Origin of the sequence: Tatumella morbirosei (assembly GCF_000757425.2) — a bacterium.
In the GTDB taxonomy this organism is placed as follows: Bacteria; Pseudomonadota; Gammaproteobacteria; order Enterobacterales; family Enterobacteriaceae; genus Tatumella; species Tatumella morbirosei.
Genome location: NZ_JPKR02000004.1, coordinates 55,939 through 74,336, shown reverse-complemented (window position 1 = coordinate 74,336; position 18,398 = coordinate 55,939). Strand labels below are relative to the sequence as shown.

Here is an 18,398-nt window from a genome sequence, read left to right as displayed (position 1 = left end):
GTTAAGAAACTCTGTTAACAATAGCGTGATAAGCGTAATGGTTGGCTGAAGGGGTGATGGCTGAACATTCCGTCGGAAAAAGCAACAATAACGGGTGACTGATGGCTTTTAGTCATAGCCAGCAGAGACGGGACTCCCTGGCAAAGAGCCCCTGATAAGTCACCTTACCGGAGATGAATACCGGGTCACCGCATGGCAGTGAACCCGGGGATTGAAATTATATCAGGTGGAAATGTTGTCAGATAACCTGTTACCTGCCCCGGAGGAATGTCAAAGGTCATTATTGATGATATGTTTGTTTCCCCCAGTCCAGCGCGGTCATTATCAAAGCCTGAAGCAGACGCTGAACCCCAGCGGCGATAGCCGGTTGCCAGGCAAAGCTTTCCTCATCCATGTAAATACACTGCGCCATTTCCAGCTGAACAGCATGAATATGTTGCTGTGGATTGCCATAGTGCCGGGTAATGTAGCCGCCTTTGAACCGGCCGTTCAGTACGTGGCTGTACCGGGGCGCATCTGCCGGTGGATTTTCACAACAATTAAGTAAAGCCTGGCTAAGTGCCGGGTCACAGCTATGGCCATCAGCGGTACCAAAATTAAGATCTGGCAAACGGCCCTCAAATAGCCGGGGAACAACTGAGCGTATTGAGTGTGCATCCCAGAGCAACACGTAGCCAAACTTATCCCGTAACCTTGTCAGTTCAGTGGCCAAAGCATCATGATAAGGTTGCCAGACAGAAGAGAGAATCTGCGCCTTTTCTGCCTGATCCGGCTGGCCTCCCGGGGTAAACAGGGGCTCTCCGTCAAAGAAAATGTCGGTGAACAGTCCGGTGGTCGCACTGCTGTACAATGGTTTATCATCGGCCGGGCGATTTAAATCCACCACATAACGTGAATAGCCGGCCACGAGAGTGCTGGCACCCAATTCAGCAATCCCCTGATAAAGATCCGGAATGTGCCAGTCGGTATCTTCCAGCCGGCGCCCTCTGGTGGTCAGTTCGGCCGCAACGCCTTTGGTGAGTGCTGTGCCCGGATGGGGCATACTAACCAGCAATGGTAGAGTTCCGCGGGTTAATTCAAATGCCTTAGTCACGATAGACTTCCTCCCCCTGAAAAATAACCTGTTTCGATAATGCCCCACCCAGCCAGTAACTAAGTTCAGCGGGATGTTCTACATCCCAGGCAACAAAGCTGGCCTCTTTACCCGCTTCGAGTGAACCACAATCATTTTCAATACCCAGTGCCCGGGCTGCATAAACCGTCACTCCCGCCAGCGCCTCTTCCGGTGTCATCCGGAACAAGGTACAGGCCATATTCATCACTAATCTCAGCGATAACATCGGCGAGGTTCCGGGGTTCATATCACTGGAAATTGCCATCGCAACCCCATACTGACGCAGTAAACTGACCGGCGGTAGCCGGGTTTCCCGTAAAAAGTAATAGGCACCCGGCAGTAACACCGCGACGGTGCCCTGCTGTGCCATCTCTGCGATATCCGGCTCACACAGATATTCCAGATGGTCGGCTGACAATGCATGATAGCGTGCGGCCAAAGCCGCACCATGTTGCAGAGAAAGTTGTTCCGCATGCAGTTTTACCGGTAAACCCAGTGAGGTGGCCACCTGAAAGACCCGCTCCACCTGAGCTGACGTAAATGCCAGGTGCTCACAAAACGCATCTACCGCATCGACCAGCCCTTCCTGGTGCAGTTCGGGTAGCAGCTGCCCGCAGATGTAATCGATCCAGTCATCGGCACGCCCCTGATATTCCGGCGGAACCGCATGCGCGGCGAGGCAGGTACTGCGGATAGTCAGAGGCAGCTTCTGACCAAGCTGTCTGATCACACGCAACATTTTTCGTTCACTTTGCAGATCCAGACCGTATCCGGATTTTATCTCCAGCGCGGTGACTCCATCCTGCCTTAAAGCCTGAATCCGTTGGCCAGCCTGCCTGAACAATAGCTGTTCGCTGGCGGCGCGCGTCTCGCGCACGGTACTGGCTATTCCGCCGCCGGCAGCGGCGATCTCAGCATAACTGACGCCCTGCAGCCGTTGTTCAAATTCTGCTGCACGGTTACCGCCAAATACCGAATGCGTATGACAATCCACCAGTCCGGGAGTGACCAGCCGCCCGTTCAGGTCGACCCGGTTGGTTACCGGAACCTGCGGGAGATCGCCGGACTCTCCGATCCAAAAAATCGTCTTTCCGTGAGTCAGCAGTGCTGCATCAGAGATCAGATTATATTTTCCGCCGGACATGGTCACTGCACGGCAGTGATGCCAAAGTGTGTACATATCAAACCTCTTTAGTCGTGTACTGACTCACGTTTGCGCAGCCAGTAATAAACAATCGCCGGCAACAGCAGTCCAATCATCCAGGAGATATCAACACCCCCTAACACTTTGACCATGGGCCCACTGTAAAATCCACTGTCGATAAATGGCGTTTGTACTACCACCCCCAGCAGATAGGTCCCCAGCCCCACGGCATTCCATGCCCGGTATTTGCCCGAAGGATTATTCAGCGCAGCGATGTCGATCGACTGGTGGTTAAAAAAGTAATAATCCACCAGGTTAACGGCGCTCCAGGGAGTAAAAAAGGTCAGCAGGAACAACAGAAAAGATTTGAAGGTACTCAGGAAGGAATGCTGACCAATCATGGCAAGCCCGGTGGCCACAATGATTACCGCCGCCAGAATGGACAGTCGCGCCAGTTGACTAATATGCGCCACGCGGCCACGGCAATTGTAGACGGTCGCCAGGCACATCATGCTACCATAGGCATTCAGAGTGTTGATGGTTAGCTTGCCAAAGGCAATGCTCAGATAGAGCAGGATAGCCACCCCACCGGTGCCTCCCAGACTGACGATGTATTCAACTTCATGACCCATCAGTTTTCCCTGTGATAATGCAGCAGCAAACATTCCCATGGTCATCGCTACCTGAGCACCAATCACCGATCCGCCGCCTACGGCAAAAAACACCTTGCGTGACGAGGTACTGACAGGAAGATATCGGGAATAGTCTGCCACGTAAGGCCCGAACGTAATCTGCCAGGAGGCGGACAGTCCGACCGCCGTCAGCAGCGTAGCCCAGTGAAATGGCTGAACGATTAACAGTTCACTTAACGGGTGGAGGGTTCCCATTTTCCAGAACAGCCAGACAAAGGCTATAATCCCAATCAGACTCGCCAGTTTGCCCATCAGGTGAATTAACCGGTATCCGGTATAAGCGATGATTAATGTGGCAACAGCAAAGATTACAATTCCGCTGGTTTCAGAAATGCCAAAAATAGCAGAGATCGCCTGCCCTGAAAGTACCGCGCCGGTGGCAATAAAACCAAGATACATCAGGCATACCAACAGAATAGGCAGGCAGGCACCATAAACCCCAAACTGCACGCGGCTGCTAATCATCTGAGGGATTCCGAGTTTCGGTCCCTGGGCTGCATGCAGTGCCATGACAATGCCGCCGGCAACCTGGCCGATAGCTAAGCCAATCAAAGACCAGAACACATCACCACCAAACACGATGGCCAGCGCACCGGTAATCACCGCCGTGATTTGCAGATTCGCCCCCATCCACAAGGTAAACTGACTGAAGATACTGCCGTGGCGTTCATTGTCAGGAATCGGTTCAATAGAACGGGTTTCGGTAAAACTATTTTGGCTCATCGTTATCTCCCGCAACCAGTAAATGTGCGGCCTGAGCCGCACGATAAATAACGGAAACAGTGAGTTCCGCGTCTCATAGTCCGATCAGCCATTAATCATCGGCAGGTTCAGCCCCTGTTCACGGGCACATTCAATCGCGATGTCGTAACCGGCATCTGCATGACGCATTACACCGGTTGCCGGGTCATTACTCAGAACCCGGACAATACGTTCTGCGGCTTCATCAGTGCCATCACAAACAATGACCATTCCGGAGTGCTGGGAGAAGCCCATACCTACCCCACCACCATGGTGCAAAGAGACCCAGGTTGCGCCGCTGGCAGTGTTAAGCAGGGCATTGAGCAACGGCCAGTCCGATACCGCATCGGAACCATCTTTCATCGATTCTGTTTCGCGGTTCGGGCTGGCAACGGATCCTGAGTCCAGATGATCGCGGCCGATCACTATAGGTGCTGAGAGTTCACCACTGCGAACCATTTCATTAAATGCCAGGCCGAGACGGGCACGCTGACCCAGACCAACCCAGCAGATACGGGCAGGTAACCCCTGGAAGCTGATACGTTCGCGGGCCATATCCAGCCAGCGGTGCAGATGCTCATCATCAGCAATCAGCTCTTTCACTTTGGCATCGGTACGGTAAATATCTTCCGGAGACCCTGACAGTGCTGCCCAGCGGAAAGGTCCAATCCCACGACAGAACAACGGACGAATGTACGCGGGAACAAAGCCCGGGAAATCGAAGGCATTTTCCACGCCCATTTCCATCGCCATCTGGCGGATATTATTGCCGTAGTCAAAGACCGGAATACCCTGTTTCTGAAAATCCAGCATCGCACGCACATGCTGAGCCATGGAGTTTTTGGCAGCGAGAATGACGGCGGCCGGTTCTGTTTCTGCTTTCGCGCGATAGGTTTCCCAGTCCCAGCCTACCGGCAGATAGCCGTTTAACGGATCATGGGCACTGGTCTGGTCCGTTACCATATCCGGACGTACTCCACGACGTACCAGTTCCGGGAGTATCTCTGCCGCATTGCCATGTAAAGCAATAGAAATCGCCTCACCTTTGGCGGTGTAATTTTTCAGGCGTTCCAGCGCATCATCCAGCGAGCTGGCCTGCTCATCCACATACCCGGTACGCAGACGAAAATCGATACGGGACTGCTGGCACTCAATATTCAGTGAGCAGGCTCCGGCTAAGGTAGCAGCTAATGGCTGAGCTCCCCCCATACCGCCCAGCCCTGCCGTTAACACCCAGCGACCGCGTAAAGATCCCTCATAATGCTGACGGCCCGTTTCAACAAAAGTCTCGTAAGTCCCCTGTACAATCCCCTGACTGCCGATGTAGATCCATGAACCAGCAGTCATCTGTCCGTACATCGCCAGTCCTTTGGCATCCAGTTCATTAAAGTGCTCCCAGGTGGCCCAGTGTGGGACCAGGTTAGAGTTAGCAATTAACACACGCGGGGCATTGCTGTGAGTTTTAAATACCCCCACCGGTTTACCTGACTGCACCAACAAGGTTTCATCATCTTCAAGCTGTTTAAGTGTCGAGACGATTTTGTCATAGCACTCCCAGTTTCTGGCTGCACGCCCTATACCACCGTAAACCACCAGCTCTTTCGGGTTTTCTGCCACTTCAGGATCCAGATTATTCATTAACATCCGTAGCGGAGCTTCTGTCAGCCAGCTTTTAGCATTCAGCGTATTACCACGCGGAGAACGAATTTCAACATCACGAAAACGGGTTGTTTGCTTAGTCATGCGCCTTACCTTCTTAAATAGTACCTGCGATCACTGGCAGGGAGGGGGTGTATACCGAACTTTACTTGTATATACATGATAAGCATATTTGATGCCAGGTTGACGAAAAGAGGAAAACCTTTTTATTTTTCATTAGGATAATTACATCCACTTTAATTAAGACCGGATAATAAACAGAAAGTAAATCATAAAAAGATCAGTTGTGGTGCAAAATACCGCTCTGAACGCACCAGTAAAGTGCATTCCCGGGCAAAAATTCGCGATCTTTCAGGCTAAAATTTAAAACAGAACCGGATAACTTTTCCTTTTGATTCTTAGTTCATTTCAAATGAAATAAAATTAAACCTTTAAAAACAACAGAATAATACCAAACACCTCAGAGCAAAAACGTCAGATGGCATAAAGATTGCTAGTTGTACATACAAGGATATACATCAACAGCATCTATCCGCTGTCCTGTTACAGCGAGTCATTCACCAACACCATGGAACATCAAGATGATTACCTTCCGGAATGTAACCAAACACTATGGTAACGGGGCAGTTGTCGTCGACGGGCTAAATCTTGAAGCTCAGGGCGGAAAAATTACGGTACTGGTTGGCCCGAGTGGCTGCGGTAAAACCACCTCATTACGTATGATCAACCGCCTGGTTGAACCCTCTACCGGACAGATTCTGCTGAATGGTGAGGCTACCGAACAAATGGATGTTGTCCAGTTACGCCGCCGTATCGGCTATGTCATTCAGAACGCAGGGCTGTTTCCGCATAAAAACATCCTCGACAATATAGCGACCACCGCCATCCTGTGCGGCGTAGCCAAAACCAAAGCCCGGCAACGAGCCGCAGAATTGCTGGAAGTGGTCGGTCTGGATAATTCAATGTCCAAACGCTATCCCTGGCAATTGTCCGGCGGTCAACAGCAGCGAGTGGGTGTTGCCAGAGCTCTGGCTGCAGACCCGGAATTTATGCTGATGGATGAACCCTTCAGCGCCGTGGACCCTGTAGTCCGTGAGCAATTGCAGGATGAGTTTCTAAGGATTCAGCGGGCAGTCAGTAAAACCATAATTATGGTGACCCACGATATCGATGAGGCGATGAAACTCGGGGATCAGGTGGCGGTATTGCGTCCCGGAGGTCGTCTGGCCCAGATAGCGACCCCGGGAGAGTTGCTGAATACGCCACAAAACCCGTTTGTCGCCGACTTTATTGGCCGGGACCGGGGCTACCGTAAACTCAGTTTCCGTGATGCTGGCAGCAACCTGCCGTTGCGTGATGAACCTTCAGTTGAACTGGGAAGTCTCCTGGCACAGGCTCGTCAGGTCGCTATTGACCCCTGGGTTTTAGTGACTCATGAAGGAAAAGCGCTGGGCTGGTTTGATACCCGTCAGCAGGTCACCGCCGCAGACGCGCAATATATCAATCTGGGGGCAACCTTCTGCCACGTTTCGGGTTCACTTCGGCATCTGCTGGATGCCGCGCTCAGTTCCCCCTGCCACCGTGCCGTGATGGTGAATGACCAGCACCAGCCCCTCGGCAGTATTGCGCTGGATGAAGTCCTGAACAGGTGCAAAAGCATCCCGGCGGAGGTGGTATGAGATTCGACTGGCTGTGGAATCAACACGACACCATCCTGCAACTGCTGCTGTGGCATAGTTATTTATCCATTGTCCCGGTGATAGTGGGTCTGATACTGGCGATTCCTGTTGGCTGGGGTATCAACCGGTTATCGACATTAAAATCATTTATTATCAATATATTCGGGTTACTTTACACCATCCCGTCGCTGGCCCTGTTTGTCTTATTACCACCGCTGCTTGGCACCAGGATTCTTGATCCTGTCAACGTACTGGTCGCTCTGACCATTTATAGCTTTGCGTTACTGGTCAGAATTGTCAGTGACGGGCTGGATTCGGTATCGCCGGATACCCGACAGGCCGCCTCGGCGATCGGTTTCACACCGGTACAGCAGTTTTTCCATGTCAACCTGCCACTGGCAGTACCGGTCATCGGTGCCGGTATGCGGGTCGCTATTGTTTCTAACGTCAGCATCGTTTCTGTCGCTGCATTAATCGGTACCCCGCAACTGGGCTCACTGTTTACCCAGGGATTCCAGTTGCAGTTCCTCACCCCCATTATTGCCGGCATTGTACTGAGCATATTACTGGCATTGATTTTGGATCGACTGGTGGTGCTGACCACCCGCCGGCTCAGCCACTGGCAACCCCTGAGAGGATAATCATGATTGACTGGTTTTTTAATCCTGCCCACTGGATCGGGGACGACGGTATTCTGCCACTGCTGGCTCAGCATATTGGCTACAGTGCCGTCTCGCTGCTGATAGCGGTGCTCATCGCCTTTCCGGTGGGATGCTATACCGGCCATACCGGTAAAGGTGAAGCCTTACTGATCGGCTCAACCAATGCACTGCGTTCGCTGCCTTCTTTCGGGCTGATTATTCTGCTGGTGATATTACTGTCAGGATCTTTTGAATCAGACATGGCATTTGTCGTGCCTTGTATTCTGGTTCTTGTGGTACTGGCCCTGCCTCCGGTGGCGCTGGGTGTTCATGCCGGAATCCGTGCTGTCGAACCCAGTGTCAGAGATGCAGCCATTGGTATTGGTCTCACCCCACGCCAGATACTGCTGCAGGTTGAACTACCCTGTGCACTGCCACTGATCCTGTCTGGTATTCGCAGCGCTACTCTGCAAATTATCTCTACTGCCACGATTGCAGCCTATGTCTCGTTAGGGGGATTGGGCCGTCTAATTATTGATGGTCGCGCCGCCAATGATTTTAACCAGATGGTAGCCGGGGCGATATTAATAGCCCTGCTGGCTTTGATTATCGATGTGTTATTTGCTCTGGGAGAAAAGTATGTGGTGTCTCCCGGTATTACCCGCCGTTTGAAAACCCAATAACCGCGCATAGTGCGCCAAGGATATCAAGATGAAGATGAAAAACAGTGCCCTGACGCTCCTTTCTGCTCTGCTGCTATCGGCCACCAGCGGGGCATGGGCGGCTTCTAAAGTGATCATTGGTTCTGCTGACTTTCCGGAAAGTCAGTTACTCGGAACCATTTACGCCGGGGCCTTAAAAGCCAAAAATATTCCGGTCGACACTAAACTGAATATCGGCAGTCGCGAAGTCTACATTCCTGCGCTGCGGGATGGCTCGATTAATGTTATTCCGGAATACAGCGGTGCACTGCTGAGCTATCTGGATGCGAAAAATAATGCCCACAGCAGTGATGAAGTGGCAAAAGCCCTGGCCGCAAAACTGCCTGCCGGCTTAAAAATGCTCAATATTTCACCGGCAGAAGACCGGGATGTATTGGCGGTCACTCAGAAAACCGCTGAGAAATATCATCTGAAATCTATCAGTGACTTAAAACCGATTGCCGGACAGCTGATTCTCGGCGGACCGGCAGAATGGAAAACCCGTCATGAAGGGCTTCCTGGCCTGCAGCAAGTTTATCAGCTTAAATTCAAAGATTTTAAAGTGCTGGATGTCGGTGGTCCTCTGACCCTGACCGCCCTGAAAAATAATCAGATTCAGGCGGCTGATATTCTCTCCACCTCACCGGATATTAAAAAGAACCATTTAGTGGTGCTTGAAGATCCTAATCATCTGTTTGCGGCCCAGAACGTGGTGCCAATTGTGGCAACCTCTGCCGTTGACAGTACGACTGAAGCCACTCTGAATGAAGTTTCCGCCAAACTGACCACCGACGACCTGATTGATATGAATGAACAGCTGGCAGAGTTCACCAGTATTGATGATGTCGCCCACCAGTGGCTGGTAAAACATGGCATGAGCAAATAAAGGCGAATCCTCATGAGTATCTCTTCTGCAACGACGATCACTCTGGGAACCCGGCAGTCATCGATTGATGAAATTGTACAAATCGCTGACGGGGCTTCTGTCAGCCTGGCTGCCGATGCCCTGCAAAACATGGACAGGGTTCATCACTATGTTCGTAACGCTATCGATCAGGGACAAGTGATTTACGGGCTGACGACCGGAGTCGGTTCTCTGGTAAGTACCCGTCTCACGGCCGATCAAATCGCCGGGTCGCAGATCAATATGCTACGCAGCCATGCTTGCGGTACCGGAGCGGACCTTTCGATTCGTGAAACCCGGGCTATGATGGCGGTCACGCTGAAATCGTTACTGCAAGGGTACAGCGGGGTCAGCTCTTCACTGGCAATCAGGCTGGCCGAAATGCTTAACCGTCAGGTTATCCCCTGGTCACCTTCAGGGGGATCTGTTGGCTATCTGATTGCCACCGCCCACATTGGGCTGTCGGTTTTTGGAGAAGGAAAATGCTGGTATCAGGGGCAGTTACTGCCCTCTGCGCAAGCATTACAGCAGGCAGGGATGTCTGTCGTTAAGCCAGGTCCCCGTGAAGGACATGCGCTGATTGGCGGTACCTACGAAATCACCGCGCTCGGTTGTCTGGTGATAGCCGATTTCCGGCGATTATTGCCGGTAGCCGATATGGCGGGCGGGATCTGTCTGGAAGCCCTGTGTGGTAACACCCGGGGCTATGATGCCAGGCTTCATCAGTTACGCCCGCACCCGGGTCAGCAGGAAACCGCCCGAATTATGCGGTCTTTACTGCGCGACAGTGAGATTCTTGAAACCTGGAAAAATCATCGTGTGCAGGACGCTCTTAGCCTGCGCTGCATACCGCAGATTCACGGTGCAGTTCGCGATCAGCTGGAAAACTGTGCGCAGGTACTGACCCGGGAACTGAACAGTGTGACAGATAATCCGTTATTTGTGATTGAAGATCAGCAGTTGATTACCCTGCCTGGCGGTAACGGGCACGGAGCACCTGTCGCTTTGGCTCTCGATGCTCTGGCTATTGCTATCGCCCAGCTCAGCACCGCCTCTCAGGCACGTTCAGACAGGATAACTAATACGCAGCTCAGTGGATTACCTGCCTTTCTGGTGCCTCCGGGCAGTGGGATTTCAGGCATGATGATCCCACCCTATGTCGCAGCGGCGCTGGCCGGGGATAATCGCAGTCTCGCAGGTCCTGCCAGCATTCATACCGTTTCTACCTGTGCCGGTCAGGAAGACCATATCAGCATGGGAGTATCTGCCGCGAGGAAAGCATTAAAAGCGGTTGAGAATGCGGAGGATATTATTGGAATCGAGTTACTTTGTGGTTGTCAGGCTCTGGAGTTCCACCGCCCACTTAAAGCATCGGTTGGCAGTGAGGCCACTCTGGCACTGGTCCGGAAACAGGTTCCTTTCCGGCAACAGGACACCGCGGTTTATCCGGACATGCGGGCTGTCCGTGGTCTTATTCGTGAAGGAACACTGGCCCGGCTACTCACGGATCTGAGCAGCCAGTAACTGATTTTTACTGACTGTGGCTGATTTCAGACAGCGTAACCCTGGCAAAGGATGTGCCGGGGAAATCGCTGACCGTCAATACCTCTTCATCGTCGCTCAACAGACAGTCATAGCGCTGCAGTAAAAACTGCTCTCCGCCGCAGTGTACCTTCAGGCTGGCACCGGCATTCAGCAATAACCGGGTTCCGCCTTCATAGTGCCATTCAGCCAGATCGCTCCAGTTAACGGTTGCCCGAAATCTGTCTGCGCGGTAAATCACATTAAAATCCAGCAAAGGCCCGTCAATCACCCGGCAATAAACCTGCGATGTTCCTGAAAAATCGGTGGCACAAAATGGCCGGATAAGCGCCCCGGGCTGACCGTCAATGTCCAGATGCATTCCTCCGCCTTCCAGCACACTGATATTACGCAGATAGCCGTCGAAGCGGGAAAACGGTCCGGACTGGCTGATCGTAGCCACAGAAATTCGCCAATCATATTCTCCTTGCGGTTCTCCGGACTTACAGATTTCCCGGGTTTCTCCCTGGCCATTTTTCCATGGCATCACAGTCACATCCTGAAAGCGCAGTACGCGGATCATTTACGCATGCTCCCTTCCAGTCGGTAACGTGGCCCCGGATATACCAACCTGACGCTGGTCACGATTTTTTTCTCCTGATGCCCGGTCCAGGTACGACGGTTCACCAGCAGACAAGGAGTAATTTCGTCTATCTCAAGATAAGTGCTCTCGGTACGACTGACATTAATCGCTTCGATAACATGTTCACCCTCAACAATAGGGGCAATTGAGGAAAGATAGGCATTCGGGGTAATTCGGGTAAAGTCCTGCTGTAAATAGTCAGGAACCACCTGGCTGTTGACCAACCGGTCTTCCAACATCACCGGAACGCCATTTTCATAGTGACAGATCAGAGAATGGTACAGGCGGCTTCCTTTTTGCATTTCAAAACTCAACGCCTGCTGGGCATCAGCCGCGATTTCTGTCAGACGGAAGACTCTGGAATGATGACGATGACCTCTGCTGGTAATCTCATCGGCAATATTATTAATTTCCAGCAGAGCCGACTGGCCACGGATTTCGGCTACAAATGTCCCTACTCCCTGCATCCGGACCAGCAGCCCTTCAGAAGTGAGTTCACGCAGTGCCCGGTTGATGGTCATCCGGCTGTAGCCAAATAAATTGACCAGTTCACTCTCAGAAGGAACCCGAAAATTGACCGGCCATGTACCGCTATGAATTTTAGTCTTGATCATCGCCTTAACCCGCTCATAAAACGGAGCAGGAATGCCCGGCGGTTCGCCCATAAGGAGAATTTTTTCCTGATCTGACTGTTCCATTTATCAATCCTCAATGTAGTAACAAACGCAGTTTACTCCATGCCTAATTAGATGTATATATAAGTACATGTATATACAAATTAATCCGAAGGGACAGAAGATGGCTGTCTGGTTTGCAAAAAAAGCATTACTTCCCGAGGGCTGGGCAAAAAACGTCCGGATTACGGTTTATGATAATGGTGATATCGCCTCTGTCACCCCGGATGCGCAGCCGGAAGGAAATCCGTTGGGTGAGGTAGTGGTGCCAGGCATGCCTAACCTGCATTCTCATGCTTTCCAGCGTGCAATGGCGGGACTGACCGAAGTCGCCGCAGACCCTGCCGATAGTTTCTGGAGTTGGCGTGATCTCATGTACCGTCTGGTGGCAAAGATTACTCCTCAACAAACCGAAATTATTGCCCGTTATTTGTATACCGAAATGCTCAAAGCGGGTTATACGTCCGTGGCCGAGTTCCATTATCTGCATCACGATCTTCTGGGTAACCGGTATCCACGTCATGAAGAGATGGCTCTGCGTATTTCTGAAGCCGCTCGTCAGGCAGGAATTGGCCTGACACTGCTGCCGGTTCTTTACAGTTATGCCGGATTCGGCGGCCAGACAGCATCACCGGGCCAGAAACGTTTTATTCATGATACCGAAAGCTACCTGTCACTTCATGACAAGCTGAGTCAAAAATTAGCCGCGATTCCGATGCAGCGTACCGGCATCTGCTTCCATTCACTTCGGGCAGTAACCCCGGAACAAATTACGGAAGTACTGGCCGCCACTTCTCACCCTCAACCGATTCATATTCATATTGCTGAGCAACAAAAAGAGGTTGATGACTGCCTGAGCTGGAGTGGCCAGCGCCCGGTGGAATGGCTGTATAACCATTTTCAGGTTGATAAGCACTGGTGCCTGATCCACGCAACCCATCTGACGGACCGTGAAACCGATACCATCGCAGATTCACGAGCGGTGGCCGGACTGTGCCTGACAACAGAAGCCAATCTGGGAGATGGCATTTTCCCGGGCCAGAGATACATTGCACGGGACGGTGTGTGGGGCATTGGTTCGGACAGCCATATCAGTGTTAGTGTCAGCGAAGATTTACGCTGGTTTGAATATGGACAACGATTACAGCACCAGCGGCGCAACCGACTGGCCACTCCACAACAGCCCTTCATCGGCAATGTGCTTTACCAAGGGGCATTGCAGGGCGGATCACAGGCTCTTGGTCAACAAACTGGCCGGATTGAAGTCGGTTATCGTGCTGACTTACTGGTACTAAACCACGAAGATCCTTTTATTGCCACAGCGGAAGACAACATGCTGCTGAACCGTTGGATTTTTGCCTGTGCGACCAATCCGGTCCGGCATGTGATGACCGGAGGACGCTGGGTGATTCAGGAAGGCCGTCATCAGGATGACGAATTCCTGAAACAGGAATTTATCCGGATTATGCAGCAACTGGCCGGTTGATTCGTAACAATATCTCGCTGCCGGCAGTTATTTTCTGCCGGTGGCAATATCAGCCCATTTTATTCCCGTAATTAAAACTGATTTGAGAATTGTATTCGCGAGGCAGACGGCGAGCTTCAAGATAGACTGATTTCCAGTAAGGATTATTCAGTGAGGAACGAACAACGCCCCGGCTGACGGAGGCATGAAGGAAATGTCTGTCGGTATCATAGAAGCCCACATGTAATTCATTTTTAATCCGGAAAAAGACCAGATCCCCGGGTAATAAATTGGCCTGGGCGACAGGTTTACCCATATTGATTAATTCTTTGGTAGTGACACGTTCCATCGGGATATTAAAACGGTCTTTCAGGGTACGCCAGACAAAGCCGGAACAATCCACGCCAGTCAGTTGTGTTCCGCCCCACTGATATTTGGTGCCCTCCCACGAATGCATCTGGTCATGTAACGCGGCTATCACGGGGATAAGATCCGGCTGCTGACCGTTTTGAGTGTTGGCCGCCACAGTGACGGTTTGCCGGGGTTTCGATGAACAACCTGCCAGAGCACAAAACAACAGACAGGCGATAATTTTAACGGGCGCAGAATTGATCATCGGCAGATTTCTCGGGAGTCAACGGGGATAAGAAATTTATAGCGTAAATACCTAAGAAAAATGAATAGCAAATTAACGAATTCTTAATATCTCCGCGTAATTTACATTAATTTACAGTAGAAGCGACTTTTTCCGGCCGGTATGCAAACTATTTCGCACGAAAATCATTGCCCAGGATGAAATATACCTGTTCTGTTATTCGGGTGTATATCACTGCCAGTGAATGTTACAGTGATGGCAGAGGGATGTGACTGTCAGAAAATAACCTTTATCTGATTATCCGATCCCGCCCGGAGCTGCCCGGAAATCTCATGAGTTATTATCACCTCTGAAATGAATCATCTGGCTGAGAATAATTAATTATCCTGGCAATTTCGTCTGTCATTGAACACGGACATCATCTTCTGTGGCTGTCCGTGCAGGGCTTCAGTCCCTGTCCTGATGGTGTCCGCTTTCCTGTCCTTGCAACGGGCTGTGACGCAGTAACGGCAATATTTTCCGTCACCCTGAATTTTAGTCACCGCTGAAGTTAAATCTGGCTATATTGTAGTAAAAGTTACTGGTTTTCTTTTTGATATCTTTTTTCCAATGGGGATTTTTGTGATTCTGATTATCTATGCACATCCTTATCCGGGCTACTCGCACGCGAACCGCTTTATGCTGGAACAGGTCAAAGATCTGCCCTACGTAAAGATTCATTCGTTGTACGATAACTACCCGGATTTCGCGATTGATATTACCCGCGAACAACAGCTGTTATCTGAAGCCAGCCTGGTGATTCTGCAACATCCGATGCAGTGGTACAGCATGCCACCACTGCTGAAATTATGGCTGGATAAAGTGCTGACTCATGGCTGGGCTTATGGTCATAACGGCCGTCAGTTACAGGGAAAATCGCTGATGTGGGCAGTGACCACCGGAGGAAATCTCAACCATTTTAGTCTCGGGGATCACCCGGGTTTCGGGGTACTGGCACAACCAATACAAGCCACCGCTCTGTACTGCGGTATGAAATGGCTCCCACCCTTTACCATGCACAATGCGTTTATCAGTGATGATAACGATTTGAAACAGCAGGCAGTACAGTACCGGAATCGTCTGGAAGCGTGGAAGGAGCAGAATCATGGATAGTCAGAATATGCTGGAGGTCCTGATTTATCTGGGATCCGCGGCATTAATTGTGCCAATAGCCGTACGGCTCGGGCTGGGTTCGGTACTGGGTTATCTGATTGCCGGCTGTATTATCGGCCCCTGGGGGCTGCGGCTGGTCTCTGATGTGGAAAGCATCCTTAACTTCGCTGAAATCGGTGTGGTTCTGATGCTGTTTATTATCGGTCTGGAGATGGACCCGAAACGGCTATGGAGTATCCGCCGCCAGGTGTTCGGTAGTGGCAGCCTGCAGATGGTGATCTGCGGGGGGTTCCTGGCGGTGTTGTGTCATCTGTTAGGGCTGGGCTGGCCGGTGGCCATTCTGGTCGGGCTGACGCTGGCGCTCTCCTCCACCGCCATTGCTATGGCCGCCATGGCAGAACGTAACCTGACTATCTCCCCGGTGGGCCGCTCTGCATTTTCGGTATTACTGTTCCAGGACATTGCCGCTATTCCGTTAGTCGCCATGATCCCGTTACTGGCCGGAGGTGGCGGTGCAATGGATCTGCACTCCGTGCTGATCTCCACCGTCAAAGTGATTATCACGCTGGTGATCGTCGTGCTGTTGGGCCGTTATGTCACCCGTCCGTTACTGCGCTTTGTCGCCCGTTCCGGATTGCGGGAAGTGTTCAGTGCCATCGCTCTGTTTTTAGTCTTCGGATTTGGCATCCTGCTGGAACACGCCGGGCTGTCGATGGCGATGGGCGCGTTTCTCGCCGGGGTTTTGCTGGCCAGTTCCGAATACCGCCATGCGCTGGAAAGCGATATTCAGCCGTTCAAAGGCTTATTACTGGGCCTGTTCTTTATTGGCGTTGGAATGTCGATCGACTTTGGTACCCTGATCCACGATCCCCTGCGGATTATCATCCTGCTGGTCGGTTTTCTGGTATTTAAGATGGTTTCCCTATGGATTGTGGCAAAAATCACCCGCATTTCACGGTTACAACGGCGCTGGTATGTGGTACTGCTGGGACAAGGCAGTGAGTTTGCCTTTGTAGTATTCGGTGCCGCTCACAGCGCACAGGTGCTGGACGATAACTGGTCTAAGGCGCTGATCCTTGCGGCCGCCTTATCGATGGCGGTGACTCCATTGCTGCTGGTGCTGGTATCCCGTACAGAGAAAGGGGGTCAGGGTAATGACCTGCCGGCTGATACTATAGAAGACGAAAATCCGGCGGTAATTATTGCAGGCTTCGGTCGTTTCGGTCAGATTGCGGGACGTATGCTGCTGGCAGCCAAAATCAATGTCGTGGTTCTGGATCATGACCCGGACCATATCGAAACACTACGCAAACTGGGGATGCGGGTTTACTACGGTGATGCCACCCGTGAGGATCTGCTGGAAGCGGCCGGTGCCGGCAGCGCGAAACTGCTGATCAATGCGATTGATGATCCGCAGAACAGTCTGGCACTGACCGAAATGGCCAGAGAGAGCTTCCCGAATCTGAAACAGCTGGCTCGTGCCCGGGATGTGGAACACTTTATCGCACTGCATAAAGCCGGAGTTGAGTTTCCTGAACGTGAAGTTTTCGAAAGCGCCCTGAATATCAGCCGCCGGGCACTGACGGAACTGGGTATTGGTCCGTATGAAGCGAAAGAGATGACCGATATTTTCCGGCGATACAACAGCCAGATGATGCTGCAACTGGCTGAAGGGGAAACCGATTTCGATACCCGCGCCAGTATGCTAAAAGACGGCCATAACCTGGTCAGCTCTCTGATTATTGATGACCAGCAACATCTGAACAATGTACGTTTACATGGTTGGAAAGGCACCGATGAAGGTTTGCATAATGAGGTGAGCAGACAGAGCGAAAACAGTTAACAGCAGACATCGGTCGGTCTTTGTTACCGGCCGTTTTTCCGGCGAATAACCTAAATCAGTTTCAGATGCAGATGATCCCGGGGTGGAATGCCCCGGGTTCACCCTGACCACAATGAGTACCGACGGTTCAGTGATAAGTGCTTTAACCCTCAGGCCTGAGTTACCTTTACCGACCTTTTCAGCCAGTCTGGCGGCCTGCCATAATAACCAACGCCCCGTTGTCCGGCGATTTACTCCAGTGCCAGCAAAGCAAAACTGGCTAACCAGTGGCCGCCGCTATAATGACTGTCTACCACATGCCCCACACTGGCCTGAAGATGGCGCTGTATGGCCCCCTTTAACTCATCCTGTGCGGGATAATCTTCGGGTAAGGCATAAGAGATATGTTTCATACACCAGGCCCGGCTCAGGTTTAACCCGTCAAGATGAGCGATTTTAGGGTCAGTACGATCACTGACCACTGCCGGGTTCATCAGTGATGCAACAGCGCCTGGATTCGGTAAGAAATTATCGAACCAGCCAGCAAAGTCAGTTGTCACCTTACTCATTAACAACGCTTCCACCAGCGCCCCTGAAATATATTCATCCCCTGCGGGCTCATAATGTGCCGGGTAGTTAATGTCCGCGAGATAATAACCGTTTGCGGCATTCAGAATCGCCTGCTCAAGCGTCTGGTCATGCTGCGAGCTCGCATAATCCAGTCCCAATATCAGAGCGAACGCGGTATTAAAATGAGTCCCTACCCGAATCGGGTAGGTTAATTTACTCAGATAATCCATCAGTCGGTCACGGATATTCCGGGTCAATGGTTCCAGGCAACGGGCCCATTCAGCAGCCTGAGGTAAAGATGAGTTGTTAAGTTCCTGTGCCAGCGCCAGTAACCATCCGTATCCGTACGGGCGTTCAAACGACTCACGGGAAGGTGCATTAAAATAGGCCAGTTCCCGGGCAATATTGTCCGGCGTGAAGTGTTCATCAAACAGTATGATGATATCTTTCCGGCAGCTAAGCTCCGGATAGAGGCGTAGACTGCGAAGCAATAGCCAGTAACCATGAACCGCAGAGTGCCAGTCATAACAGCCATAGAAAACCGGATGCAATTCCCGGGGAGACAAAACATCAGCATCCCCGTTAAGTAAATGCATAATGTGGTTTGGATATTGCTGGCGCAGATACTGCAATGGCATCCGTGCAAAGGCTTCCGCCTGTTGTTCAGTTAACTTCATACCC

The 18,398-nt window shown here is 51.5% G+C and carries 16 protein-coding genes; 8 read left to right on the top strand and 8 right to left on the bottom strand.

All coding sequences use genetic code 11. The features are described from left to right. Window positions 1-280: 280 nt before the first annotated feature. The 4 genes from hutG to hutU all read right to left on the bottom strand — a co-directional run bounded on the left by hutG (window position 281) and on the right by hutU (window position 5,434). Window positions 281-1,093 carry an N-formylglutamate deformylase gene (gene hutG, locus HA49_RS11670; RefSeq protein ID WP_038017552.1) on the bottom strand — a complete coding sequence of 271 codons (813 nt, stop codon included), beginning with the start codon at window positions 1,091-1,093 and terminating at the stop codon, window positions 281-283. Continuing rightward, entirely contained in the window at window positions 1,086-2,294 is a 1,209-nt protein-coding gene (hutI, locus tag HA49_RS11665; protein WP_038017550.1) for an imidazolonepropionase, read from the bottom strand. The genes hutG and hutI overlap by 8 nt, the downstream gene beginning before the upstream one ends. An 11-nt stretch (window positions 2,295-2,305) precedes the next feature. Continuing rightward, window positions 2,306-3,673: a purine-cytosine permease family protein gene (locus tag HA49_RS11660; protein ID WP_038017548.1), complete on the bottom strand. Its 1,368-nt coding sequence runs from the start codon at window positions 3,671-3,673 to the stop codon at window positions 2,306-2,308. 84 nt (window positions 3,674-3,757) lie between these two features. Beyond that, complete coding sequence (gene hutU, locus HA49_RS11655) at window positions 3,758-5,434, bottom strand: urocanate hydratase (protein WP_038017545.1); 1,677 nt, start codon at window positions 5,432-5,434, stop codon at window positions 3,758-3,760. Window positions 5,435-5,931: 497 nt separating this feature from the next. Between hutU and HA49_RS11650 the strand changes: the two genes are divergently transcribed. Genes HA49_RS11650 through HA49_RS11630 form a run of 5 tightly spaced genes read left to right on the top strand, consistent with a single transcriptional unit; the run spans window position 5,932 to window position 10,799 of the window. Next, window positions 5,932-7,029: an ABC transporter ATP-binding protein gene (locus HA49_RS11650; RefSeq protein ID WP_038017542.1), complete on the top strand. Its 1,098-nt coding sequence runs from the start codon at window positions 5,932-5,934 to the stop codon at window positions 7,027-7,029. Beyond that, the gene (locus tag HA49_RS11645; RefSeq protein WP_038017538.1) at window positions 7,026-7,670 is read left to right on the top strand and encodes an ABC transporter permease; all 645 of its coding nucleotides are present in this window, start codon (window positions 7,026-7,028) and stop codon (window positions 7,668-7,670) included. Before HA49_RS11650 ends, HA49_RS11645 begins: the two co-directional genes overlap by 4 nt. Before the next feature lie 2 nt (window positions 7,671-7,672). Continuing rightward, on the top strand, window positions 7,673-8,353 hold the full coding sequence (locus HA49_RS11640; RefSeq protein ID WP_038017535.1) for an ABC transporter permease: 681 nt from the start codon (window positions 7,673-7,675) through the stop codon (window positions 8,351-8,353). 28 nt (window positions 8,354-8,381) lie between these two features. Then, window positions 8,382-9,257: an ABC transporter substrate-binding protein gene (locus HA49_RS11635; protein WP_038017532.1), complete on the top strand. Its 876-nt coding sequence runs from the start codon at window positions 8,382-8,384 to the stop codon at window positions 9,255-9,257. A gap of 12 nt (window positions 9,258-9,269) precedes the next feature. Then, window positions 9,270-10,799, top strand: coding sequence for an HAL/PAL/TAL family ammonia-lyase (locus HA49_RS11630; protein ID WP_038017528.1), 1,530 nt, complete (start codon window positions 9,270-9,272; stop codon window positions 10,797-10,799). 7 nt (window positions 10,800-10,806) lie between these two features. On the opposite strand, the gene HA49_RS11625 is transcribed toward HA49_RS11630, so the two are convergent. Then, a complete protein-coding gene (locus HA49_RS11625) occupies window positions 10,807-11,379 on the bottom strand; it encodes a HutD/Ves family protein (protein ID WP_038017525.1) in 573 nt (190 codons plus the stop codon). Next, window positions 11,376-12,137 carry a histidine utilization transcriptional repressor HutC gene (gene hutC, locus HA49_RS11620; protein ID WP_038017521.1) on the bottom strand — a complete coding sequence of 254 codons (762 nt, stop codon included), beginning with the start codon at window positions 12,135-12,137 and terminating at the stop codon, window positions 11,376-11,378. Before hutC ends, HA49_RS11625 begins: the two co-directional genes overlap by 4 nt. Window positions 12,138-12,237: 100 nt before the next feature. On the opposite strand from hutC, the gene HA49_RS11615 reads away from it, so the two are divergent. Beyond that, complete coding sequence (locus tag HA49_RS11615; protein WP_038017518.1) at window positions 12,238-13,599, top strand: formimidoylglutamate deiminase; 1,362 nt, start codon at window positions 12,238-12,240, stop codon at window positions 13,597-13,599. 49 nt (window positions 13,600-13,648) lie between these two features. On the opposite strand, the gene HA49_RS11610 is transcribed toward HA49_RS11615, so the two are convergent. Continuing rightward, window positions 13,649-14,194, bottom strand: coding sequence for a C40 family peptidase (locus HA49_RS11610; protein ID WP_038017515.1), 546 nt, complete (start codon window positions 14,192-14,194; stop codon window positions 13,649-13,651). Between the two features lie 600 nt (window positions 14,195-14,794). Between HA49_RS11610 and kefF the strand changes: the two genes are divergently transcribed. Continuing rightward, window positions 14,795-15,325, top strand: coding sequence for a glutathione-regulated potassium-efflux system oxidoreductase KefF (kefF, locus tag HA49_RS11605; protein ID WP_038019237.1), 531 nt, complete (start codon window positions 14,795-14,797; stop codon window positions 15,323-15,325). After that, on the top strand, window positions 15,318-17,168 hold the full coding sequence (gene kefC, locus HA49_RS11600; protein ID WP_038017513.1) for a glutathione-regulated potassium-efflux system protein KefC: 1,851 nt from the start codon (window positions 15,318-15,320) through the stop codon (window positions 17,166-17,168). The genes kefF and kefC overlap by 8 nt, the downstream gene beginning before the upstream one ends. Before the next feature lie 230 nt (window positions 17,169-17,398). On the opposite strand, the gene HA49_RS11595 is transcribed toward kefC, so the two are convergent. Then, window positions 17,399-18,394: a DUF2891 domain-containing protein gene (locus HA49_RS11595; RefSeq protein ID WP_038017511.1), complete on the bottom strand. Its 996-nt coding sequence runs from the start codon at window positions 18,392-18,394 to the stop codon at window positions 17,399-17,401. Window positions 18,395-18,398: the final 4 nt, after the last annotated feature.